Origin of the sequence: Micromonospora sp. WMMD812 (assembly GCF_027497215.1) — a bacterium.
Lineage (GTDB): Bacteria > Actinomycetota > Actinomycetes > Mycobacteriales > Micromonosporaceae > Micromonospora.
Map to the genome: position 1 here is coordinate 2,660,319 of NZ_CP114904.1, position 22,288 is coordinate 2,682,606.

Consider the following 22,288-nt stretch of genomic DNA (forward strand, 5'->3'; position numbering starts at 1 on the left):
CCTCGTCCAAGGCCGCAGGGCGCGCCTCGCCCAAGGCCGCAGGGCGCTCGTCCAGGCCGCTCATCGGAAACGTGCGGCGCCGGGGTCCGTGTGGGTGGCGTCGTAGCCGGCGGCCTGGAGGGCGAACAACTCGGCGTAGCGGCCGCCGGCGGCGACGAGTTCGTCGTGGCTCCCGGCCTCGACCAGCGCGCCCTGGTGCAGGACGAAGATGCGGTCGGCGTGACGGACGTTGGCCAGCCGGTGGGTGATGAGGATCGTCGTCGCCCGGCCGCGCCGGTCCCGGATGGCCTGGAACAGCGCGTCCTCGGCGCGGGGGTCGAGGGCGGACGACGGCTCATCCATGATCAACAGTTCGGCGTCGCGGAGGAAGCCGCGGGCGGCCGTGATGCGTTGCCACTGGCCGCCGGAGAGGTCCTGGCCCTTGGCGAACGTGCGGTCGAGCAGCGTCTCGTACCCGTGCGGCAGCTCGTTGATCATGTCGTGGGCGACAGCGAGGGCGGCGGCGGTCTCGATCCGGTCCTGCCGGGGCTCGGTGTCGACGTCGCCGATGGCGATGTTCGTCGCCGCGGTGAACGGCCACTTGTGGTACTCCTGGGTGACCACGGCGATGCGGGCCTGCAGCGCCTGCGGGTCCCATTCGGACAGCGGCCGCGCGTTCCAGCAGATGACGCCCTCGTCGGGCGCCCGCAGGGTGGCGATCATCGCGGCCAGGGTGGTCTTGCCGGAGCCGTTCTCCCCGACGAACGCCACCGTCTGCCCCGCCTCGATCGTCAGCGACACGCGGTCGACGGCCGGGGCGTCCCGGTCGGGGTAGCGCAGGCTGACGTCGCGGACCGCCAACTCCCGCAGCGGCTCGGGCGCGGGACCGGGCACGTCGTCGGGCGTGTCCGAAGCCGGGTCGGGCAGGTAGGCGGCGGCGCGGGACATGAACCCGGTGTAGTCGCCGAAGTGCTGGCCCTCGGTGTAGACGCGGTCGACGTGGACCGTCACGATGGCCAACGCGCGCTGCGCGGCCTGCACGGCGATCACGCAGGTCGCCGCCGCGGCGAGCGGGATCTGCCCGTCGACGAGCAGCAGCCCGAGCAGGACGTAGACCGCGCCGGTGGCGGCTCCCCCGATCATCGCCCCGACCGTGGTGGTCGTGGTGACCCGGCGGGCCAGCCGGAGCTGGATGTCGGTCTCGACGCCCATCACCCGGTCGTACTGGTCGAGCAGGAACCGGCGCAGCCCGTAGGAGCGCAGCTCCGGGGCCGAGGCGCGCTCGGCCATCAGCCGGTGGAGCAGCCAGATCCGCCGCCGCCGGACCGAGCCGGCCGCGTAGGTCTCGTACCGCAGGTGACCGGCCCGCAGCGACCCCCAGGCGTTCGGCACCGTCGCGACCAGCAACGCCAGCAGCAGCAGCGGATGGATCACCACGACGGCGACCGTGACGGCGAGGAGGCCGGCCAGCCCGGCGAGCAGGTTCATCGACGCCTCCACGAGGTCGGTCGTCGACTCGGCGCCGCGCGACGCGCGTTCCATGTCGTCGGCGAACGCGTCGGCGTCGAACGCCTCCAGCCGCACCTCGGTGGTCACCTCGAAGAAGCCCCGCTCGACCTCCCGGTCCACCTTCGGGCTCAGCCCGTTCTGGGCGTAGCCCATCGCCGTCCCCATGCCCGCCCGCAGGGCCGTCACGCCCGCCAGCGCCGCCAGCGCGGGGAGCGCGGCGACCACCTTGTCCGCGGTCGGCCCGTTGGCGAACAGCTCCACCAGCACGCGCTGCGTCGCCAGCAGGCCGAAGGCGGCCATCACCCCGGCGCCGACCGTGGCGGCGGCCACCACCCCGGTGCGGGCCCGGTCGGCGCGCCAGCTGACCCGCAGCGCCCCCCAGACCAGCCGGGGCAGCTCGGCGAACACGGCGAGCAGACCCGCCTCCGCCCGCGCCCGCACCCCCGTCTCCCACCACATCGCCCGCAACTCCGGCAACACGGACTCCGCCCGGACCGGGCCCGGTTGCCGAGTCGGAGTTCGCTGCTCGTCGGCGGTGGCGGTGTCGGTCATGGAGTACCTCCCTGGCGGTGGGGCAGGCCGTCGTCGTGAACCTCTGGAGCCCAGGACACCTCTCGTAGCTCATAGCATCAGCCACGACACCGACAGTTATCGAGGCGAAAAAGTCGCGCAAGCGCGGCGGGGCACGCTGGTGCTGTTCCTTCTCGGCCAGCGCACGGAGCCGCAGCGGTGGGCCCGGCTTCGTCCGGGTCCGCCGTTCCGACCCGGTCGCTACGGGACGAGGACGACCTTGCCGCGCAGCCCACCGGCCTCCACCAGCCGGTGGGCGTGCGCCGCGTCGGTCAGCGGCACGGTCGCCGCCACCCGGGTCCGCAGCGAGCCGTCCGCCACCGCCGCCATCAGCTCGGCAAGCATCGGCTGGTCGAGCCGGATCAGGACGAGGTGTTGGCGGACCCCTCGGGCCGGATCCACCGGCGGCGTCGGACGGGTCGTCACCAGCACGCCGCCGTCGGCGACCGCGGCCGCCGCCGGGGCACCGACCGGCACCGCGTCGAGGACGGCCGGGACCGGCCCGACCGTGGCCAGGTCGGTCGTGCGGGGCAGCACCTCGGCGACGCCGAGGCCGCGCACCCACTCCTCGTCGCCCTGGCCCGCCACCGCGAGCACCCGGTGCCCGGCCCGCGCCGCGAGCTGGGCGGCGAACCCGCCCACGCCGCCGCTCACCCCGTTGACCAGTACGGTCGAGCCGGGGGCAAGGTCCATCAGCGACAGCGCCTGCCGCGCGGTGAGCGCGTTCAACGGGACGGTCGCGGCGGCGGCCGGATCGAGGTCGTCCGGGATCGGGACCACCGAGTCCCGGTCGACCGAGACCAGTTCGGCGTACGCCCCGAAGGCGCCCCGGGTCTCGTACCAGGTGACCATGCCGGCGACCCGCCCGCCGGGACGCAGGTCGGTGACCCCGTCGCCACACCCGACGACCTCGCCGGCGAAGTCCCAGCCCAGCACGAACGGCGGCGCGATGGGTGCACCGACCACGACCCCGGCGCGGGAGCCCAGGTCGGCGGGGTTCACGCTGGCCGCTCGGACGCGCACCAGCACCTGTCCCGGCCCCACGACCGGCTCGGGCCACTCGACCAGGCGGAGCACCTCCGGACCGCCGACCGCCGTCACCGCCACCGCGCGCACGTGATCACTCCCTCCGCGTGGCACTCATCCTCGCCGCGGCGGTTCCGGCTTGGCAACAGCCGGCTTCGCTCTCACGCGGTCTGGTCGCGCAGCGCCTGCTCGACGGCCTTCTGCACGCGGTCGTCCTCGTGCCGCTTGCGCCGCGCCCGGTTGCGCCGCGCGAGCAGGCGCGCCACGACCACGACGGCGACCACCACGACGACCAGCAGCACCAGCGTCCACGGGAGGGCCAGGCCGTGCGCCGTGGCACGGACCGGCTCCAGCGAGGTGGTGGAGCCCGAAGCGTCGGTGAGCAGCGGCGTGATGGTCGTGGTCGCCGCCAGCCAGACCGCCGGCGCGACGCCGTCCACCGGCACCGTCACCTTCCAGCTCTCGCCGGGAAGCAGCTCCGGGGACGCCTGGATCGCGCCGGCCTGGGTGCGCAGCCACCCGAACGGCCCGGCGACAGTCGCGTTCTGCTTGCTCGACAGGGCCGCGTTGCCGGTGTTGTGGATCGTGTAGGTGACGGTGGCGTCGCTCTTGCCGAACGGGTTGACCGTGCCGGCGTAGTCCACGTGGACGTCCTCGACCGCGAGGCTCGGCTTCAGCTCGCCGCCGACGCGCATCTTGATCCGGATGCCGAGGCGCCGGTCCACGTTGACGCCCTGCGCCTGGTCGGGCTGGGTCAGCGAGGTGAGGACTCCGCCGACGTAGTCACCGGGCGTGGCGCTGCCCGGGACGCTGATGGTGAAGGGGACCTGGGCGGTCTTTCCCGGCTGGATGGTGACGGTGGCGGTGCCGGCGTGGGCCCAGGCGCCGATCGCGATCGACTTCTTGTCCTTGGTGAACAGGTCGAGCTGGCCCGCGTCGGTGGTGAAGCCGTCGGCGGCGTACACGGCGAGGGTCAGTGGCGCCGGTCCCCGGTTGGCCACCACCATGGCGTCCTCGACCACACCACCGGGGTTGACGTTGTAGCTGTAGCTGGACCGGTCGGCCCCGTAACCGTTGGAGGCCGTCCGGACCGTCCAGGCGACGTCGCCGTCGGCGGCCAGGGCGGGGCCGGCGCCGACACCGGCGGCCGCGACGACGGCGAGCAGGGACAGGGCGGTCGTACGGAGGAGCGTGGCGGTCCTGGTCTTCCAGCGCGGTACGGGCGCGTGCATCTCTCGTCCTCTGGGTGATCTTGCGAAGGTGGCGAACGGGTGGCGGGGTAGGCGCCCGAAGGCGCCTACCCCGCACGATGGAGCCGGTTCGATCAGCTGCTCAGCGCAGTGATCGTGAGGGTGGTGCGGTAGCTGCCCTTGGTGACGCTGTCCGGGATCTTCAGATCCAGGTCGGCGCCGAGCTTCGCCCCGCCCCGGGGGTGGCCCTGCGCGGCCGAGCCGAGACCGCTCGACACCGAGAGGCCCTTGCCCTGGTCGTCGTAGGACGACAGGACCGGAGCCCCGGCCTCGGCGCCGGCACCGGCGTCGAGCACGTACGGCGTCCAACCCAGGTACGAGCCGGAGAAGGTCTTGTCGCCGTCGGTGAAGTCACCCACGCTGGCCGAGATCGACCACGGGGCGAGCGAGCGGCGGCTGTCCGACACGAGGATCGGGTTGATCTTGCCGTTCGCCGCGAAGTAGGCGCCGTCGCGCTCCTGCGCGGTGCCGAGGTCGACCAGACCGTTGTAGCCGTCGATCGTCCAGCCGAACTCACCCGGGGCCGGGTTGGGCACGTTGACCTGGATGTCCTGGCCCGAGCCGTGGTAGGGGTGCACCGTCACGTTGTCGACGATCGAGCCGACCGGCTGCCCCTCCGGGGTGTTGGTGCAGGACAGGCCCTTCTCGACCGCCGCGTTCGGCGCCGAACAGGTGCCGCTGCGGACGTTCTCGAGGACCAGCTTGTTCGAGCGCACCTGCACCTTGACGTAGCTGCGGACGTGCTCCTGGTTCTGCACCGAGTTGTACCAGTACTTGTTCGGGTCCAGCGGATCGGGTCCGTTGCCTCGGATGCCCGTACCGCTGCTGTCCGGCTTCTTGATGTCGTAGTACTTCGAGCCGGAGGCCGAATTCGCCGTCACGTAGATGACGCCGCCCGGACCGGGGTAGACCTCGGCCGCGCCGGGCTGCTCCGCGGGGTTCGCCTTCTGGCCGTTCTTGATGGCGTAGCTGCGGGAGTAGCTGTGGTCGTGACCCTGCAGCACCATGTCGATGCCGAGGTTGGAGAAGGCGGTCGTGAAGTCCTCACGCCGCTGCTTGTTGTCGCTGTCGGTGGCGTGGCTGGCCGGAGAGTAGATGGAGTGGTGGTAGACCAGCACCTTCCACTTGGCCTCGGCGCCGTGCTTGTTGACGACGTCGGTGACGTACGCGACGTGCGCCGCGTCGCCGCCGAGGGAGCCGTCGGCGGGGTTGACGTAGCTGTTGCTGTTGATGTCGATGAACAGCACGTCCTTGTAGACGAACCAGTAGTCACCGCCGGACCGGGTCGCCTGGTCCCCGCTGTAGTACTGGGCCGAGCGGTCGGTGTTCGGGGTGAAGTGGTGCTGCTCGTAGGACTTGCCGCCGACATCGTGGTTACCGATGGTGGCGACGAGCGGATACTGACGCAGCTGGTCGGGCGCCATGAACGAGGTCCACTGGCCCTCGTCGTTGGCGCTCTCCACGTGGTCGCCGCCCGACACCAGCAGTTCGGCGTTCGGGTTGGCGCCGGTGGCGACCTTCAGGGTCTCCTCCCAGCCGGCCTGGTCCTTCAGCCGGTCACCGGACGAGCCGATCTGCGGGTCGCCGAAGAACAGGAAGTCGTAGTCGCCCTCGAAGTCCTGCGTCTTGAACGAGTACGCCGGCGACCAGCTGCCCTCGGAGCCGACACGGTACGAGTACGCCGTGTTCTCCCGCAGGTTGGTGATCGTGGCGTGGCGGTTGAAACCGCTGGTGGAGGTGTTCGCCCCACCGACAGCGTCGAAGCTGACGGCGTTGGCCGGGAACTCACCGTTGACGATCTCGGCGGTCGGGGCGACCTGGATCTTCTGCGCGGTGTCGGCCGACGAGTACCAGGTGACGATCCGCTGGGTCTCGTTGGCGCCGACACCGAGGACGACGCCGCTGAGCGTCGTGGGGTCGGCCGCGCTGGCGGCGGCCCACAGGCCGCTACCGAGGGCTACGGTCAGACCCAGCACGCCCGCGGTGGCCCCTGCGGCCACGCGACGCCGCACCAGCCCGGAGGCTCGCGTCGTGGTGCTGAATTCCATCGATTACTTTCCTTTTTTCGATGGGATACGGGATGCTTTCCCGAGGCAACGAAAAAGCCTCCTCACGCTTTACCCGCATCATGAACCGGCCATGAATGCGATCTGGCAGACAGTTGCACGTCCCGGAATTCCTGCCAGTGTCTCAGGATGCGAGAACCCGCTGCACGAACCAGACCAGGCCCATAATGGACACGCCAGCAGCAATCGCGCCGGTGACCCAGAGGCCGACTCTCGGGAATGTGCGCCGCACCACAATCAGCACCGGAAAGACGACTCCGATGACGGCCAACTGCACGGCCTCGATGCCGACGTTAAACACCAGCAGCGACCACAGCAGGGTCCACGACCACGCCTCGTCGATGCCCAACGCGCCGGCGAAGCCCAGGCCGTGCACGAGGCCGAAGCAGAACACGACGCCGAGCCGAAGCCAGCCCGAACGGTCCAGGCTGAAGTGGCCGCCTCCGGCCGTCTCGAGGTCCGTCGCGTGGTCGCCGCGCCGCCAGATCCCCCACAGGTGCCAGCCGGCGACCACGGCGATGGACAGCGCGATGACGGGCTCCACGACCGCCGCGGGCACGTCGACCAGGCCCAGGGCGGCGACCATGAACGTCACCGAGTGCGCCAGGGTGAAGCTCGTGGCCGCGAGCACGATCTCGCGCAGGCGCCGCGACCCGGCGATGAGCGCCAGCAGGAACAGGATGTGGTCGATCCCCGTCAGCAGGTGCTCGGCGCCCAGGACGAAGAACTCCCGAAAGCGGTCGTACCACGCCTGGCCGGTCGAGAATGACGGACTATCGGCGTCGAGCGCGGCGCTGCCGGAGTGACCGTCGAGGTCGTAGGTAACGATCGTCTTGGTGCCCTTGACGTAGCCCTCGGAGTCGGGGAACAGACCACTGCGCACCTCGTGCGCGTCGACCTGCTCGGGGCAGGCCCAGTCGAGCAGCAGACGCGCGTACGGCACACCCTCCTGCACGCCCATCGTGACGTCGCCGACCCGCGTCGGCGCGCACGCGCCGCCGCCCGAGGTCACCGAGAAGCGCTCGGTGACGTACCTCGCGGCCGCCGCCAGGTGGGTGTTGAGCGCCGCGGCCTGCGCGGCGGCGTCACCGGCCTCGAACGCGGCGGTGCCCGCCTTGAAGAGCGGGTCGTCGTGCTCGTAGTCGGCGGCGGAGACGACGAAAAGGTCGTATTCGAGTTCCAACTCCGTCCGAATGTGACCCTCGTCTCCCGGTGTGATGTTCGCGTAAACCGTCGACGAAAATCCATGGGCAAGCGCCGGCGTGGCACCCAGAAGTGTCAGCCACGCGGCCACGATTCCGACGACGAAGGTGATAACGGCACGGCGAATGGTACGCGACATGGTGCTCCCTCGTTTTTGGCGAGTGCACGTTGCACGCCAGGGATGAACACCAGTCCCACCGTCGGCGAACCACCGGCGAACAAACCGCGGGAACGGCGGCCCGCCGATTTCACGGCGACCGGAATTGGGATAAGAAGGTATCCGCAGTTTCCCCCTCGCCGGAGAGGACTCCGCCTTGCGTCGCCCGCTTCGGGCCGTTGCCATGCTGGCCGCCGCGACCGCACTGATCACCGGATGCGGCTCCGGCGACGACTGGTCGCGGCCGCATGCCAAGCCCTCCCCCGTCGGCACCTTCGGCCCGGGGTTCGTCGACCCGTCCACCCGGCCCGCGCCGGAGGGGACCCTCACGCCCCGGCCCGGCTCGTGGAGTGGGGTCCACCCGTCGAAGGACTACCGCGTGGTGCTGCTCACCGTCGGTGACGAGCCCACGACCAAGGCCCTCGTGACGGCGGTGAAGGGCTGGGCCGACGACGAGGACGCCGACCTCCGGACCGTGGTCGCCGACGCGCACGACCCCGTACCCGGCATCGTGAAGGCCGTCGACATGCGCCCGGACCTCATCGTGAGCGCGGGCAACGACCTCGTCGACCCGCTCGCGCTGGTCACCGCGAGCCACCTGTCGCAGCAGTTCCTCGTCGTGGGCGCGGAACTGGCCGAGCCCACCCACAACGTCACCGCCGTCGACTGGTCCGGCGCGTCGTTCCGGGGTGAAGGGCTCGGCATGTCCTCGACGTACGACCCGAACTCGTTCACCCCGGAGCGCTGCGCGGCGGCCGTCCGGGCGGGTGTCGCGGCCGTGCTCCACGACCTGACCGGGATCGTGGTCTGGCTCGACTGACCCGTGCTCGGTGACCTCGCCGGATCCGGCGAGGTCACCGAGCCACACTTCGGCTCAGCCCGTCGTGGCGGCCCGCGCCTTCAGCCGGCGCAGCTCCTCGGCCGACATCAGCCAGGTGGAGTTCGTCGCGCCGAGGCCGAGGAGCACCTGGTCGAAGGTGTTGCCGTCGTTGTCGTCGGTGTAGCAGGCGGCGACCTCGCCCCACGGGGACGCGGCGACCGCCATCTGCTCCTGGCGGCCCGTCGTCGTCTGGCTCAACGCCTGGGTCGCCAGCCGGCCGGTGGCCGTGCCGTCCGGGTTGAGACCCCGGGCCCACACGTCGGGGGTGCTCCCCCGCACCGTCCAGCCCACCACGACGTTGTCCTGGTCGTCGATGCCGACGCCCGGGGCCGTGGCGCCGGTACCCGTGGAGACCTCGACCTCCGCGTGCCGCGCGACTGCGGCGGCGGTGAACGAGCGCTCCCAGACGCCCCGGGTGCCGGTGTGGTCGGACTCCCACGCCACGGTGAAGTCACCGGCGAAGTTGGCCGCGATCGAGGCCCGCTGCTGCTGCCCGCCGCTCTGCGTGTTGGCCGTCCGCCGCGACAGCACCACCGACCCGTTGGACCGCGCCAGCCGGGTCAGCCCGATGTTGTACGCGCCGTTCGCGTCGGCGTCCTCGTCCCAGACCACCAGCGCCTCGCCGGAGGCGGAAACCGCCACGTCGGGGCGGTGGTGCGCGCCCGTCGTCTGCGAGGCCGTCACCTCGTACGCCTTCGTGGCGGCGGCCGTGTAGCCGGCGGCCTTGACGGTGGCGGGAGCGCTGCCCTGCACGTCCTCCCAGACCACGGCGAAGCCGACCGCCGCGGTGGTGGGCGCGCCGTCGGGGTCGACCGCCACCTTCGGCCAGATCTGCTGGCCGGCGTCGTTGGCGTTGACCTGCCCCGAGCCGAGCACCGCGCCGGCGGGCGACACCACCCGGTACTGGATGTTGTAGACGCCGTTGCCGTCGCCGTCGGCGGCCCAGACCACCACCGCGTTGCCCCGGTCGTCGAGCCCCACGTCCGGGCTGATGTGCCGCCAGGCGGCCCCGCTGGTGCCGCCGCCGGACAGCTTCACCTCGTAGGCGGACGTGCCGTTGGTGAACAGGCGCAGGTAGATCTCGCTGTGGATGTCGTCCTCGGGTGCAGTGCCGTCCCGGTCGTCCTCCCACACGACCGCGACGTGACCGTTGCGGTTCATGGCGATGGCGGGCACGTCCTGGTCGCCGGTGGCGGTGCTGTTCGCCGTGGTCCAGGTGACCGCCGCGGCGGTGACTGCGGTCGGCCCGGCGGCGAGCGCGCCGACGGGGGTGACGGCCGGTACCGCGAGAACGGACGCGGCCAGCAGTGACGTGAATGTGCTCATCGGTGACTCCTCCTACCCGGCCTGCAGGCCGGGCTGGCCGTCGAGAATGACGAACGAACGGACCGTGGACGCCGCCGCGCCGTGCTCGGTCACCGTGCTCACCGCGCGGAAGTCCGCGCGGACCTGACTGCGGCTGATCGTGGTCCGGACGTAGCCACGCCGGTCCGAGTGGAACCTGAGGTGCGGGTTGGTCGCCGCGTTCGGGATGGTGGTGCTGCCGCTGCCGTTGCCACCCGAGGTGATCGAGGTGCAGACCAGTTCGGTGCCGATCGTCGCGGAGGACGGGTTCGCGTAGTCGGCCTTGAGATCGTTGGCCCAGGCCCGGTGGACGTCGCCGGTGAGCACCAGCGGGTTGCGCACCGCGCGCTGCTGCCAGCCGGTCTGGATGCGGCTGCGGGAGGCCCGGTAGCCGTCCCAGGCGTCCATGTTCGCCGCCCCGTTGGCCTCGAACTGTCGGGCGAAGAAGACCTGCTGGCCGAGGATGTCCCAGGTCCCGTAGTGCTGGGCCAGCCCGTCGAGCAGCCAGGCCTCCTGCGTCGCGCCGGTCAGCGACCGGGCGGCCAGGTCGGCGTCCGTGCAGACCTTCCAGCCGTCGCCGCAGGCCTGGTCGTCGCGGAACTGGCGGGTGTCGAGCATGTGGAAGGTGGCGAGCTGCCCCCAGCGGACGCGGCGGTACAGCGGGATGCTGTTGCCGCTCGGCGCGGACGACGGCCGCAGCGGCATGTTCTCGTAGTACGCCCGGTACGCCGCGGTCCGCCGGGCGGTCCACTGCGCGGCGGTCAGCGTCGGGCTGCTGTCGGCGCGGACCATGTTGGCGTAGTTGTTCTCCACCTCGTGGTCGTCCGGCACCACCAGCCACGGCGCCGCCGCGTGCGCCGCCTGCAGATCCGGGTCCGACTTATAGAGCGCGTACCGGCGGCGGTAGTCGGCCAGCGACACGATCTCGCTGCCGACGTGCTGCCGGACGGCGGAGGTGTTGACGCCGCCCTCGTAGATGTAGTCGCCGAGGTGCAGGATCAGACCGGGGTTCTCCTCGGCCATCCGTCGGTAGGCCGTGTAGTAGCCGGCCTCGTAGTGGGCGCAGGAGGCGAAGGCCATCACCAGGTCGCGGCCGAAGGTGCCGACCGCCGGGGCGGTACGCGTCCGCCCCACCGCGGAGATGTGTCCCTGGGCCCGGAAGCGGTAGTAGTAGTCGGAGTCGGCCGCGAGCCCGCCGGCGACCACGTGCACCGAGTGCGCGTCGGCGTAGCGGGCGACCACCGAGCCGGAGGCGACCAGCGAGGAGAAGCTCGCGCTGGTCGACACCTGCCAGTCGACGGTCACGTCGGCGTTGGCCATGCCGCCCTGCCCGTCGGCGTTGAGCGGTGAGGGCGCCAGCCGGGTCCAGAGGACGATGCTGTCCGGCGCCGGATCGCCGGACGCCACACCGAGTTTGAAGGGGTACGGCACCGCGGCCCGGGCACCCTGCCAGGGTGCGACCGCGGCGCCCGCGGCGGCGAGTCCACCGAGGACGAAGATGCGACGGCTAAGCCTTGTCATGTGCCATACCTTCAACATCGTCGATGAACGGCGTCCGGTGCGGCGCGGAATCTGAGGTGACACGACGCTGTCCGCGCCAAGGCCGTCTGGTGTCGTCACCCTCCGTGACACGGCCCAAGGGGAACGCCGAACCGGCCGCCTGCTCCCCGGAAAACCGGTTTGATCGGTACGTCGGATCGAGCCGAGAGCGGGAGGCCGGGATGCCGGACGGGAGTGGCCGTCGAAGGGGCCGCCGGGTCCTCGGTGGCGTCGACCAGACCGGCGAGGGGCAGCGGGTGACCCGGTTCGAGCTGCTGTTCGACCTGGTCTACGTCTTCGCGGTCACCCGCGTCACCGGCTACCTGGCCGAGGCCCACAGCGCGGTCGGCGTCGTCCAGGGTCTCCTGCTGCTCGCGCTGTTGTGGTGGACCTGGTCCGGGTACACCTGGCTCGGCAACCAGGCCCGCGCCGACAGCGGTCTGCTCCGGTTGGGCATGTCGGTCGCGATGGCCGCGATCTTCGTCGTCGACCTGACCATCCCGGAGGCGTGGCAGGACGCGCCCGGCGGCCTGGACGGCCCGCTGGTCCTGGTGTGCGCCTACCTCGTCGTCCGCGCCGTTCACCTGATCGTGTACACGGTGGCGGCGGCCGGCGATCCGGGCCTCCGCCATCAACTCGCCATCACCTGGATCCCCACCCTGGCGGGCGCCGCCCTGCTGCTGGCGGGTGCCCTCCTCGGCAGCTGGCGCCAGACCCTGCTGTTCGCGGGTGCCCTCGCCGTGGACTGGGGCGTCGTCTACCTCACCTCGCGCCGGGGCAACTGGCGCGTCCACAGCGCCAGCCACTGGACGGAGCGACACGGGCTGTTCGTCATCCTGGCGATCGGTGAGTCGATCCTCGCGATCGGCGTCGGCGCCGCGAACCAGCCGATCAACGCGCCGCTCATTGTCGCGGCCGTCCTGGGCATCGCCGCCGCCATCGGCCTGTGGTGGCTCTACTTCGACCTGGTGTCACCCGCCTACGAGCACCGGCTGGAGCAGGCGCAGGGACAGGCGCGGACGCTGCTGGCGGCCGAGGCGTACACGTACGGCCATTTCCCGATCATCGCCGGCATCATCCTCGCGGCGCTCGGCATCGAGGGAGTCCTGGCCCACGCCGGCGACGCCAAGCCTCTCGGGTGGTTCTACGCGGCGGCCCTGTGCGGCGGGCTCGCCGCCTACCTCGTCGGTCACCTGCTGTTCGCCAACCGCATGCACTACGGGCCACACGTCGGGCGGCTGGTCACCACCCTGGCCCTCCTGGCGTGGCTGCCGGCCGCCGCCGCCCTTCCGCCGCTGGTCGGGCTGGCCGTCGTGGTCGTCATCCTCGCGGCCCTCATCGCCGCGGAGACGGTGCGCTACGCCGACCTGCGACAGGCCCTGCGCGCCTGACGGCGGTGGCGCCGACGCCGCGTCGGCACCCACACCATCCGCGTGCCGCCCCGCGCTACCTGTCGCGTCGGGCGATCCGCACGCCGAACGCGAACGCGCCGACCACGAGCGCTCCACCCAGGAGTTGGAGGCCCGGCGAGTCATCGGCCTCGCCGTACAGGATGCCGCCGACGCCGATCGCGATGGCGAGGAGGGCGACGAGGGCAAGGACGTATTTCATGGTGCTCTCCTTCTCGGCGACGGAACCCGCCGGCGTGTCACGGTTCATTCGTCGACCCACTCGAGCAGGTCGCCGGGCTGGCAGTCGAGCACCCGGCACATGGCCTCCAGGGTGCTGAACCGGACGGCCTTGGCACGGCCGTTCTTCAGCACGGCGACGTTGGCCGGGGTGAGCCCGACGCGTTCGGCGAACTCGCCGACGCTCATCTTGCGTTTGGCCAGTTGGACGTCGATGCGCACGACGATGGGCATCAGATCACCGCTTCCATGTCGGTGCGCAGCGTGGTGGCCTGCCGCAGCAGCGCGCGCATCACCACCATCAGCAGCCCCAGCACCGCGACCCCGACCAGCATCAGGAACAGCAGGAGCGGCAGCCCGGGGTCGTCCGCGTTGACGCCGACGTACAGGAACACGCCCAGCAGCACCACCCAGGCGGCGACGATCGCCCAGACGATCGCGTCCACCCACGCCATGGAGGCCTCGCTGAAGATGCGGTCCTTCTTGACCAGGGTGAGCAGCTTCCAGGTGCAGACGATCACCACCTGGATGCACAGCACCCAGAACACCGTCACGGCGGTCGCCGGCCACCTGAGGTAGGCAGAGTCCGGGGACTCCTCGGCCATGTGCGCGAACTGCCCGGGAAGCGAGAGGGTCTGGAACACGACCAGGATCCCGAACAGCAACGCAAGGAAGATCTTGAGCGGGCCCACCGCGCGGTGCTCTGTCAACATGTATCGAGTTTCGCTCGTTACCTATCGAAAGTCAATAGGTTCGGTTCATCAGGCGGCAGCCACCTCCTCGCGCTACGCGGCGGTACGCTCAGCGCGTGGCAGGCATCGGCCAACTCAGCGGCATCGCCCTGGAGTGCCCCGACCCGGCCGCGCTGGCCGCCTTCTACAGCGCGGTCACCGGCTGGCCGGTCGTGTACGCCTCCCCGGACTGGTATTCCATCGGGCCGAGTGCGGACGCTCCACTGCACCTCTCGTTCCAGTTGGCGCCCGGGCACCAACCGCCGACCTGGCCCGACCCCGCCTCGTCCATGCAGTTCCACCTGCACCTGCGCGTCGACGACCTGGACGAGGCCGAGCGGATGGTCCTCGAACTCGGTGGGACGATGTTGGCCGGGCAACCCGACGGCGCGGCCTTCCGCGTGCTGGCCGACCCCGCCGGCCACCCGTTCTGCCTCTGCCCTCGGCCGGCGCCGGGCCGGGCGACCGGCTGAGCCGCGTCCGTCGGGAGATCCGCGCGGAGTCAGCGAGCGGAGTCAGAGGCAGGTGGGGCGCAGGTCCCGAGGCGTGTAGGTGATCCGCACGCGATATGTCCCCTCGGCGGCGCTGAGCACCTGGAGGAGCCACGTGCACGCCGTCCCGTCCGACTTGTTGGCGTCGTAGACGTGGCTGGGCTGGTCGAACGCCTCCCAGCCGCTGGATCGGGCGAGATCGGCATAGAAGCGGGAGACGTCCCCGGCGGCGCCGGCGCCGGCGATCTCCCGTTCGAGCATTCCAAGGTCGGGCGTGTGCGTACCGTCCCAACCGCAGCTGACGGACTCGGTTACCGATGTCGGGACGGCGCCTGGTGGCGTCCGGGTCAACACCGGCTCCTGACGCAGCGCGGCGACCGTCTCCGGATCCGGATGACAGTCGCGGGCGGGATCCCCCGACATGGCGTCGCCCAGCCGGCCACAGCCGCCGACGGACAAGCCCACCACGGCCACCATGACAGCGTGGCTCACCACGCGGACCCGACTCACCGGCACACGCCCCACCATCGTTCGATCTTCGGCCGGCAAGCATACGTCCGTGTGGGGTGAGTGAGGGCACCTCGCGACACGCTTCCCGTCCCGATCGCGCCGATGCCAGGGTGACGTCATGAGCAACAGCGAGGTGACGCGTCGCGTCGTCGGGGACTTCCTTCGGCACGTCCGCTCCGGGCGAGAGCCGCAGCGGGCGGCGGAGTTCATGAGCCCGGTGGTGCGTGCCCACCAGGTGCAGTCCGAGGACCTGGCCACCATCGAACGGACCCCGGACGACTACGCCGAGCACGTCCGAGAAATGACCGCCACCTGGGGTGCCTTCGACGTCACCGTCGAAGAGTTCCTGGTTGATGGCGCGCGTGCGTATGTCCGGCTGGCTCAGGTGGGCCGTCACCTCGAGACCGTGGACGGGATCCTCCCGACCGGCCGGACCGTGCGCCAGATCAACTCCGTCGTCTACCAGGTCGAGGACGGGCTGATCACGGAGTACTGGATGCAGATCGACCGGGCCGGTCTGCTCGCCCAACTCCGGGACGATTCCTGACGGGTGCGCGGCCCGCCGGCACAACCCGACCACCGACTGTCGCCGTTCGGGGGCTACTCGAAGCGGACGGTGTCGTGCCGGGTGGTGAGGCTCAGCAGGGGCAGGGCGAGGGTCGAGAAGAGCAGCGCGGCGAGCACTCCGCCACCGATGAAGGCGTACATCTCCGGCACCGGCCAGCGCCAGTCCACACCGCCCTGGCGGGCCGAGCCGTACGCGAGCAGCATGCCGATCCCGACACCGGCGACCGATACCACCGCCATGGTCGCCGCGGTCTCCAGCATCACCGCGCGGCGCAGCTCGCCGAGGTACACGCCGGAGGCGCGCAGCAGCGCGAACGGCCGCCGGCGCTCGACGACACCACCGACCATCGACGCCGCCAGCCCGAAGGCCCCCACGAGCAGCACGAACAGGGCGGCCACCGCCGCCAGGCGGTCCAGGTCCCGGAAGAACGTCTCCAGGTTGTAGTCGATGGGGTCACGGTTGCTGTTGATGATCGCGTTCGGCACGAGATTCGCCGCCCGGGTCCGGACGCGGTTCTCCGCCGCCAGCGACCCATCGGTGGGGACGAGGATGAGGTCGATGGAGGCGCTGGAGTCGGAGAACTGCTCGGCGAACCCGTTGTTCGGAGTCAACGGGCAGGTGACGGAGAGCACGCGGGTGAGTTCGGCGCATCGTACGGTCAGGTCACCGCCGTAGCCCCGCCGGAGCGCCACCGCGCCGTCGGACAGCAACGGCTGGACCGTCTCGGTCGACACGCCGCCGGTCATGACCGAGACCACGCCGGGGCGCATCGACGCGGTCCACGGCCCGTCCAGGTCGCCGGACGTGTTCGGACCGGCGGTGATCGCGACCGTGCAGCTGAGGTAGGCCAGTCCGAGGGCGGCCAGCCCTACGGCGGCGACCGAGTAGAACGTGGCCTGCGGGTTCTCGGCGATGCGGCGTGCGGCCAGCAGGCTGGGCACTGACCGGCTCAGCCGTGCGACGCCCCGGCCGACCACGGTGACGAGCCACGGCCCGACGAGGACGAAGCCCACGACGGCCGACAGGGCCAGCAGCGCCCCGATCGCCGCGAGCGGCGGTGGGGACCCGTCCTCGGTGGGTGCCGTCAGCCGGTCCCGGAAGGGCAGGACGGCGAACTGTCCACCGAGCGCCAGGACCAGCAGCGCGACCAACCAGGGCGACGGGCGGCGCCGCCGCGACTGCCGCTGCACCGCGAGCGGACGCACGTGGACGCCGCGCAGCGACGCGATGGCCGTGAGCATCACCAGTAGCGGCGCGCCCAGCAGGATCCCGACCAGCCAGGACGGTGGCACGGCCACGTCCGGGAGCCAGAAGTGCCCGTACTGGAACGTGATGGTGGCGGACAGTGTCCGCCGGCCCACCTCGTAGAGCGCCCAGCCCAGGGCGGATCCCCCGACGGCCGCGACCCCGACCTCGGCCGCGGCCACCAGCGAGATCTGGGACTGGGTGGCGCCGACGAGCCGGATCGCGGCGAGTCGCTGTTCCCGCTGCCGCCAGGCGACCCGGGTCACCACGACGATGAGGATCACGACCGGGACCAGGACCAGCGTCGAGCCCGCGAGCACGAAGAACGCCAGGATGGCGACGATCGCCCACCCGCCCGGGCGTACCTCGGCGAACCCGTGCACCTCGCCGACCGAGCGCACGCCCGCCAACTGCTGCGGCGTCCGGCCGATGACACCGACGAGCTCGTTGTCGTGGGCCAGCCCCTCGGGGCCGATCACCATCGTGACCCGGCCCGGGAACCGGGCGTCGAGTTCCTCGTCCGGAGTGGACCCCAGCAGTCGGACCAGTGCCGGTGATGCGGCGATCTCGCCCGGCCCGGGCGCGCGGGAGAGGCCCGGCGGCACGGGCGGGTCGTCCCCGAGCGCCGCCAGGTAGGCGCGGGTCATCGGCCGACCGTCGTGGTAGTCGCTCACCGCGAGGAACAGCGCCCCGTCGGCCGACTCCGCGACCGGGTCGTCGTCGGTCTCCGGGCTCAGCGCGGAGTAGGCCGCGTCCTGCCAGGCCATGCGCTCGAACCGGCCGGACAGGGCGTGCGGTGCGGTCAGGCTAAGCAGCAGCAGCGCGACGCCGAGGCCGACCCCGACCGCCATGAAGACCAGTCGGACGAGACCTTCCCGGCCACCGCCCAGGGCCAGCCGCAGCCCGAGGCGCAGCGTCCGGCTCACCACGACATCCTGTCGGCCGGCAGGTCCACGTCCGACGCGGTGACCCGCACCGAGTCACCACCGGTGGCGACCGTCGGATCGACGATGTTGACCCGAACCGACTCGACGCCGTCGCGCATCAGGACCGTACGGTCGGCGAAACCCGCCACGCGCGGCTCGTGGGTGACCACGAGCACGGTGCTGCCCTGCTCTCTCGCCGTGTCGACGAGCAACTCCATCACCTGGTCGGCGCCGACCGAGTCGAGCGAGCCCGTCGGCTCGTCGGCGAAGACCACCCTCGGCCGCCCGATCAGCGCCCTCGCCAGGGCGACCCGCTGGCCCTGCCCGCCGGAGAGTTCGCCCGGCAGGCGGTCCCCCAGGCCGGACAGGCCCATCCGGGTCAGCCATGCCCGCGCCTCGGAGACACCCGTACGCCGAGGTTGCCCGGCGAGCAGCAGCGGGAGCGCGATGTTCTCCACGGCCGGCAGCTCCGGCACCAACTGCCCGAACTGGTACACGAGCCCGAAGGCGCCACGCCGCAACTGCACCCGGCGCCGGTCCGGCAGCCGGTCGATCCGCTTGCCGGCGAAGTACACCTCGCCCTTGTCCGGTCCGAGGACGCCGGCGAGACAGTGCAGCAGGGTCGACTTGCCGGAGCCGCTGGCCCCCATCACCGCGACGATCTCCCCCTCGTCCACCGCGATGCTGGCGCCACGCAGCGCCGGGGTCAGGCCGTAGGATTTGTGCAGCTCACGCCCGACGAGAATCGGTGCCATCGCGCACCTCCTCGGCCAGGGTCGACAGGCGCGACTCGGTGTGGTCGAGCCAGCGCAGATCCGCCTCGATGTGGAACAGCTGGTAGTCGTGGAGCAGAGAGTCCTGCGTGGACCCCGCCCGGCGCCGGGCCGCGGTCAGCTCCTTCATCGCGGCGAGATGCGTGGTCCGCTGCGCGTCCAGGTATTCGGCCGCCGGGCGGCCGGACATCAGCGCCAGCACGACCTTGGTGAACAGCACGGACTGGAGCTGGGGTTGCGGCGCCTCCGGCTCGGCCAGCCAGCTGTCGAGGTCGGTGACGCCCTCGGGCGTGATGGAGTAGCGCTTGCGGTCGGGCCCGGCGCCGGCCTCGACCCCGACGACCGTCACCCGGCCGTCGCGCTCGAGCTGGGCCAGCGTGCGGTAGACCTGGCCGAACCGGATCGGCTTGGCGGCGGCGAACCGCCGGTCGTACGACTGCTTGAGGTCGTAGCCGTGCCGGTTCGCCCCCTCGAGCAGCCCGAGCAACGCGTAGGAGATGGTCACGTCCGGACTATACCCATCGGGTATACCCGCAGACAATACGTTCGGCATCGACGAGAGGTCGCACGGTCGGCGGGCGCGAAGATCCTGGCCGCGAGGGGTCAGCGGGGCGATGATGACGGCCATGGCGTTGTCGACGGCTTTCACCACGTTGTTCGGCGTGCGGCACCCGATCGCGGTGGCGCCGATGGGCGGATCGGCCGGTGGCGCGCTGGCCGCGGCCGTCTCTCGCGGCGGCGGGCTGGGGTTGCTGGGCGGTGCGAACGGGGATCGGGACTGGCTGGCCCGCGAGCTGCCGATCGTGGCGGAATGCGCGAAGCCGTGGGGTGTCGGGTTCCTGAGCTGGGCGGCGGGTGTCGAGGCGGTCGAGCAGGCGCTGGAGCACAACCCCGCCGCTGTGATGTTGTCCTTCGGAGACCCGAGGCCGTTCGTCGAACTCGTCCGTGACGCCGGCGCGGCGCTGATCATTCAGGTCACCGACCTGGAGGAGGCCAGGGAGGCGGTGGACCTGGGCGCCGACGTCATCGTGGCGCAGGGCACCGAGAGCGGTGGGCACGGCGCCCGGCAGGGGCGTTCCACGCTGCCGTTCGTGCCGATCGTGGTGGACCTGGCGGCACCGGTGCCGGTGCTCGCGGCCGGTGGGATCGCCGACGGCCGGGGCGTGGCCGCCGCCCTGGCGCTGGGGGCCGCCGGGGCGCTCATCGGCACCCGATTCCAGGCCACCACCGAGGCCCTCGTCGACCCCTCGATCTCCCAGGCGATCGTCCGCGGACGCGGGCAGGACACGGAGCGCAGCCGCGTCCTCGATATCGCACGAGGGTCCCGCTGGCCGTCGAAGTACACGGCGCGCACGCTCGGCCATCCGTACCTTGACCAGTGGCGGGACCGGGAGGTCGAACTCGCCGCCGACGCCGGGGCGCAACAGGCGTATCAGGCCGGGGTGGCGCGAGGCGAGCTGCCGCCTCTGCCGATCTGGGCCGGCGAGGCCCTCGACCTCGTCACCGACCTGCCCCCGGCGGCTGATCTTGTTGCCGCCCTCGCCGCTCAGGCCGAGCAGGCCCTGGCCCGAGCCGGACGGCAGTGACCGAGGGTCAGCCGCCGGCGGTCGGCTGCGCCGGCCAGAAGGGCCACTCCTCGAACGACCTGCAGCGCCCGTCCGCGGCGAAACGCATGACCCACAGGTCGCGGTACTCCTGGTCGACCGGGTCGCCGTAGCGGACTTCCACCCGCACCACCGCCGTGTCGCCGTCGACCGCGACGATGTCGCTCCTCATCCGGAACACCTCGTCCGGGCCCTCGCGCTCGTCTTCCCACATCCTGGCGATGTCCGGCAGGCCGATGACCGGCGTCCGGTACGGGCCCTGCAGATAGCTCGCGTCCGCGGTGAAGATCGTGGCGAGCCGCTCCGTCCCCGGCGCCCGCCACGCCTGTTCGTAGGCCCCGAGCCAGCCGGTCACCTGCTCTCTGTCCACGAGCACCCACCTTGCCACGGAACGAGGCGTCCGACCGGGGATTCGGGCCATGCGTGGCGACACTGCCCCGTGGGTCAACGGAAGCTGGGCGTGGTGAGCCGCCAGGCCGCGCCGATGAGACCGGCGTGGGAGAGCGCCAGCGGGGTGTTGCCGACGTGCGCTCCGGTGTGGGGGTCGATCTGTTCGGCGAACAGCCCGAGGTCGTTGGCGCGGGCGGCGGTGCGTTCGAACAGGTCGGTGGCGCGCTCCATCTCGCCGGCCATCGCCAGACACTCGACCAGCCAGAACGTGCACACCACGAAGCCGGCCGGGTCGTCGGGCCAGCGCCGGACCAGCCCGTTGGTCGTCAACCGCTCCGCGATGGCGTCGATGGTGGCGCGCATCCGGGGTTCGGTGGCCGACACGATGCCGGTGAACGGCAGGACGAGGACCGACGCGTCCAGCTCCGCGGAGCCGATGGCTCCGGTGTAGGCGCCGACCTGCTCGTTCCAGCCGTCCCGCAGCACCACGGTCCGGATCTCGTCGCGGATGGCCGCCCATCGCTGCGGATCCGCGCGCTGGCCGAGCATCGGCGCGAGCTTGACCGCGCCGTCCAGCGCACCCCAGCACAACGCCTTCGACGCCAGGTAGTGCCGCCCCGGCCCGCGTGCCTCCCACATGCCGGCGTCCGCCTTCCGCCACTGGGTGGCCTGCTCGGCGAGACCGACCAGCAGCGCCTGCGACTCCGGCGAGAGTTCGCCGAGCCGGTCGCGGATCAGATACGCGCTGAGCAGCACGCCGCCGGGCACGTCCTGCTGCCGCTGCCGCCAGGCGTCGTTGCCGACCCGCACCGGGCGGCTGCCGGCGTACCCGCGCAGGTGGTCGAGGGAATACTCGGAGAGGTCCCGCTCGCCCGCGACCCCGTACATGATCGGCACCGGTTCGTCGCCGCTGCGACCGGCGGAGCGGGCGGCCCAGTCGAAGAGCCGGCTGGTGTCGTCCGGGCAGGCGGCCACCCAGAGGGCGCGCATCGTCACGTCGAAATCCCGCAGCCAGGCGTACCGGTAGTCATAGTTGTCCCTGCCGCCGAGCCGCTCCGGCAGCGAGGTGGTGACGGCGGCGACCACCGCACCACTGGGCCGGTAGGTCAGGCCCTGCACCACCAGGGCGCTGCGCCGGACGAGGTCGGCGTAGCGGCCGTCGTACTCGTGCATCTCCCGCAGAGCGCGCCACGCCTCCACCGTGTCGGCGAGCGACGCCACCGGATCCAACTCCCGCGGCGGGGGGCCGTACGCCGGCGCGTGTGCCAGGTCGAAACCCAGCACCTGGCCGGCGACGACGTCGAACTCGCCGTACGCCCGGCCGTGCGCACAGTCCAGGCGCACCGGAGCCCGCAGCGTCAGTTCCAGCGGACCCGCGCCGACCTGCACCCGGCCGCCCGCACAGTGCAGATACGGCGTGACCAGCCCGTACTCCGGACGGGGAACGAACTCGCAGCGCATCCGCACCGTGCCGGTCAGCCCCTCGACGACCCGGGCCAGCACCGCCGGCGAGTTGCGGCCCAGTTCGTGCCCGCGCGCGCCCGGCTCGGCCACCAGCGCCTCGGTCACCGCGACTTTGCCGCCGCCGGTGTGGTGCACGGTCCGCAACACCAACGTGCCGTCGACGTAGGCCCGCTCACTGCGCCCACCCGACCCGGCCGCCACCGGACTGAGCGCCCAATGCCCCGCCTCGGGATCGAGCAGCCGGCCGAAGACCGACGGCGCGTCGAACCGGCCCGGGCACCACCAGTCGATCGAGCCGCCCCGGCTGACCAGCGCCGCCGACGCGCAGTCGGACAGCAGACCGTAGTCGGCGATGGCGAACTCGGACACCCGGCGCGACTACCCCGGTTCTGGCCCGCTATGCCTCGTGGCTCAGCCGCCCGGCTTGCCCACCAC

Annotated in this window: 21 protein-coding genes; 5 read left to right on the forward strand and 16 right to left on the reverse strand. The window is 71.8% G+C overall.

Going from position 1 to position 22,288, the window contains the following annotated elements; genetic code table 11:
- Positions 1–60 precede the first annotated feature (60 nt).
- The 5 genes from O7603_RS12035 to O7603_RS12055 all read right to left on the reverse strand — a co-directional run bounded on the left by O7603_RS12035 (position 61) and on the right by O7603_RS12055 (position 7,742).
- Positions 61–2,040 carry an ATP-binding cassette domain-containing protein gene (locus O7603_RS12035; RefSeq protein ID WP_281575797.1) on the reverse strand — a complete coding sequence of 660 codons (1,980 nt, stop codon included), beginning with the start codon at positions 2,038–2,040 and terminating at the stop codon, positions 61–63.
- Positions 2,041–2,259: 219 nt separating this feature from the next.
- Entirely contained in the window at positions 2,260–3,174 is a 915-nt protein-coding gene (locus tag O7603_RS12040) for an NADP-dependent oxidoreductase (RefSeq protein ID WP_281575798.1), read from the reverse strand.
- A 71-nt stretch (positions 3,175–3,245) separates the two neighbouring features.
- Positions 3,246–4,316: a DUF916 domain-containing protein gene (locus O7603_RS12045; protein ID WP_281575799.1), complete on the reverse strand. Its 1,071-nt coding sequence runs from the start codon at positions 4,314–4,316 to the stop codon at positions 3,246–3,248.
- A 92-nt stretch (positions 4,317–4,408) separates the two neighbouring features.
- Complete coding sequence (locus O7603_RS12050; protein WP_281575800.1) at positions 4,409–6,382, reverse strand: metallophosphoesterase family protein; 1,974 nt, start codon at positions 6,380–6,382, stop codon at positions 4,409–4,411.
- A 142-nt stretch (positions 6,383–6,524) separates the two neighbouring features.
- The gene (locus O7603_RS12055) at positions 6,525–7,742 is read right to left on the reverse strand and encodes a HupE/UreJ family protein (RefSeq protein ID WP_281575801.1); all 1,218 of its coding nucleotides are present in this window, start codon (positions 7,740–7,742) and stop codon (positions 6,525–6,527) included.
- A 175-nt stretch (positions 7,743–7,917) separates the two neighbouring features.
- Here O7603_RS12055 and O7603_RS12060 point away from each other — a divergent pair, with 175 nt between their 5' ends.
- Positions 7,918–8,580, forward strand: a complete 663-nt coding sequence (locus tag O7603_RS12060; protein ID WP_281575802.1) for a hypothetical protein — start codon at positions 7,918–7,920, stop codon at positions 8,578–8,580.
- Positions 8,581–8,634: 54 nt separating this feature from the next.
- Here the strand turns inward: O7603_RS12060 and O7603_RS12065 are convergent, their stop codons facing one another.
- Both O7603_RS12065 and O7603_RS12070 read right to left on the reverse strand, forming a co-directional pair.
- Positions 8,635–9,966 (reverse strand): hypothetical protein, encoded by a 1,332-nt coding sequence (locus O7603_RS12065; protein WP_281575803.1) that lies wholly within the window; start codon positions 9,964–9,966, stop codon positions 8,635–8,637.
- Positions 9,967–9,978: 12 nt separating this feature from the next.
- The gene (locus O7603_RS12070; RefSeq protein ID WP_281575804.1) at positions 9,979–11,505 is read right to left on the reverse strand and encodes an alkaline phosphatase D family protein; all 1,527 of its coding nucleotides are present in this window, start codon (positions 11,503–11,505) and stop codon (positions 9,979–9,981) included.
- Between the two features lie 200 nt (positions 11,506–11,705).
- Between O7603_RS12070 and O7603_RS12075 the strand changes: the two genes are divergently transcribed.
- Positions 11,706–12,914 carry a low temperature requirement protein A gene (locus O7603_RS12075; RefSeq protein ID WP_281575805.1) on the forward strand — a complete coding sequence of 403 codons (1,209 nt, stop codon included), beginning with the start codon at positions 11,706–11,708 and terminating at the stop codon, positions 12,912–12,914.
- 55 nt (positions 12,915–12,969) lie between these two features.
- Here the strand turns inward: O7603_RS12075 and O7603_RS12080 are convergent, their stop codons facing one another.
- Genes O7603_RS12080 through O7603_RS12090 form a run of 3 tightly spaced genes read right to left on the reverse strand, consistent with a single transcriptional unit; the run spans position 12,970 to position 13,864 of the window.
- Positions 12,970–13,134 carry a hypothetical protein gene (locus tag O7603_RS12080; RefSeq protein ID WP_281575806.1) on the reverse strand — a complete coding sequence of 55 codons (165 nt, stop codon included), beginning with the start codon at positions 13,132–13,134 and terminating at the stop codon, positions 12,970–12,972.
- A 44-nt stretch (positions 13,135–13,178) separates the two neighbouring features.
- Complete coding sequence (locus O7603_RS12085) at positions 13,179–13,385, reverse strand: helix-turn-helix transcriptional regulator (protein WP_120681966.1); 207 nt, start codon at positions 13,383–13,385, stop codon at positions 13,179–13,181.
- On the reverse strand, positions 13,385–13,864 hold the full coding sequence (locus tag O7603_RS12090; RefSeq protein ID WP_281575807.1) for a DUF2975 domain-containing protein: 480 nt from the start codon (positions 13,862–13,864) through the stop codon (positions 13,385–13,387). The genes O7603_RS12085 and O7603_RS12090 overlap by 1 nt, the downstream gene beginning before the upstream one ends.
- Before the next feature lie 95 nt (positions 13,865–13,959).
- On the opposite strand from O7603_RS12090, the gene O7603_RS12095 reads away from it, so the two are divergent.
- A complete protein-coding gene (locus tag O7603_RS12095) occupies positions 13,960–14,355 on the forward strand; it encodes a VOC family protein (RefSeq protein ID WP_281575808.1) in 396 nt (131 codons plus the stop codon).
- Positions 14,356–14,397: 42 nt separating this feature from the next.
- On the opposite strand, the gene O7603_RS12100 is transcribed toward O7603_RS12095, so the two are convergent.
- Positions 14,398–14,865, reverse strand: a complete 468-nt coding sequence (locus O7603_RS12100) for a hypothetical protein (RefSeq protein ID WP_281575809.1) — start codon at positions 14,863–14,865, stop codon at positions 14,398–14,400.
- Positions 14,866–15,001: 136 nt separating this feature from the next.
- Between O7603_RS12100 and O7603_RS12105 the strand changes: the two genes are divergently transcribed.
- The gene (locus O7603_RS12105) at positions 15,002–15,430 is read left to right on the forward strand and encodes an ester cyclase (RefSeq protein WP_281575810.1); all 429 of its coding nucleotides are present in this window, start codon (positions 15,002–15,004) and stop codon (positions 15,428–15,430) included.
- Between the two features lie 53 nt (positions 15,431–15,483).
- On the opposite strand, the gene O7603_RS12110 is transcribed toward O7603_RS12105, so the two are convergent.
- Genes O7603_RS12110 through O7603_RS12120 form a run of 3 tightly spaced genes read right to left on the reverse strand, consistent with a single transcriptional unit; the run spans position 15,484 to position 18,900 of the window.
- Complete coding sequence (locus tag O7603_RS12110; protein ID WP_281575811.1) at positions 15,484–17,622, reverse strand: FtsX-like permease family protein; 2,139 nt, start codon at positions 17,620–17,622, stop codon at positions 15,484–15,486.
- Positions 17,619–18,377, reverse strand: coding sequence for an ABC transporter ATP-binding protein (locus tag O7603_RS12115; protein ID WP_281575812.1), 759 nt, complete (start codon positions 18,375–18,377; stop codon positions 17,619–17,621). The genes O7603_RS12110 and O7603_RS12115 overlap by 4 nt, the downstream gene beginning before the upstream one ends.
- Entirely contained in the window at positions 18,352–18,900 is a 549-nt protein-coding gene (locus tag O7603_RS12120) for a PadR family transcriptional regulator (RefSeq protein ID WP_281575813.1), read from the reverse strand. The genes O7603_RS12115 and O7603_RS12120 overlap by 26 nt, the downstream gene beginning before the upstream one ends.
- A gap of 121 nt (positions 18,901–19,021) precedes the next feature.
- Between O7603_RS12120 and O7603_RS12125 the strand changes: the two genes are divergently transcribed.
- Positions 19,022–19,981: a nitronate monooxygenase gene (locus O7603_RS12125; RefSeq protein ID WP_281575814.1), complete on the forward strand. Its 960-nt coding sequence runs from the start codon at positions 19,022–19,024 to the stop codon at positions 19,979–19,981.
- A 7-nt stretch (positions 19,982–19,988) separates the two neighbouring features.
- On the opposite strand, the gene O7603_RS12130 is transcribed toward O7603_RS12125, so the two are convergent.
- Together O7603_RS12130 and O7603_RS12135 are read right to left on the reverse strand one after the other, a co-directional pair.
- Positions 19,989–20,369, reverse strand: coding sequence for a nuclear transport factor 2 family protein (locus O7603_RS12130; protein WP_281575815.1), 381 nt, complete (start codon positions 20,367–20,369; stop codon positions 19,989–19,991).
- Positions 20,370–20,443: 74 nt separating this feature from the next.
- Complete coding sequence (locus O7603_RS12135) at positions 20,444–22,222, reverse strand: glycoside hydrolase family 15 protein (protein ID WP_281575816.1); 1,779 nt, start codon at positions 22,220–22,222, stop codon at positions 20,444–20,446.
- Positions 22,223–22,288: the final 66 nt, after the last annotated feature.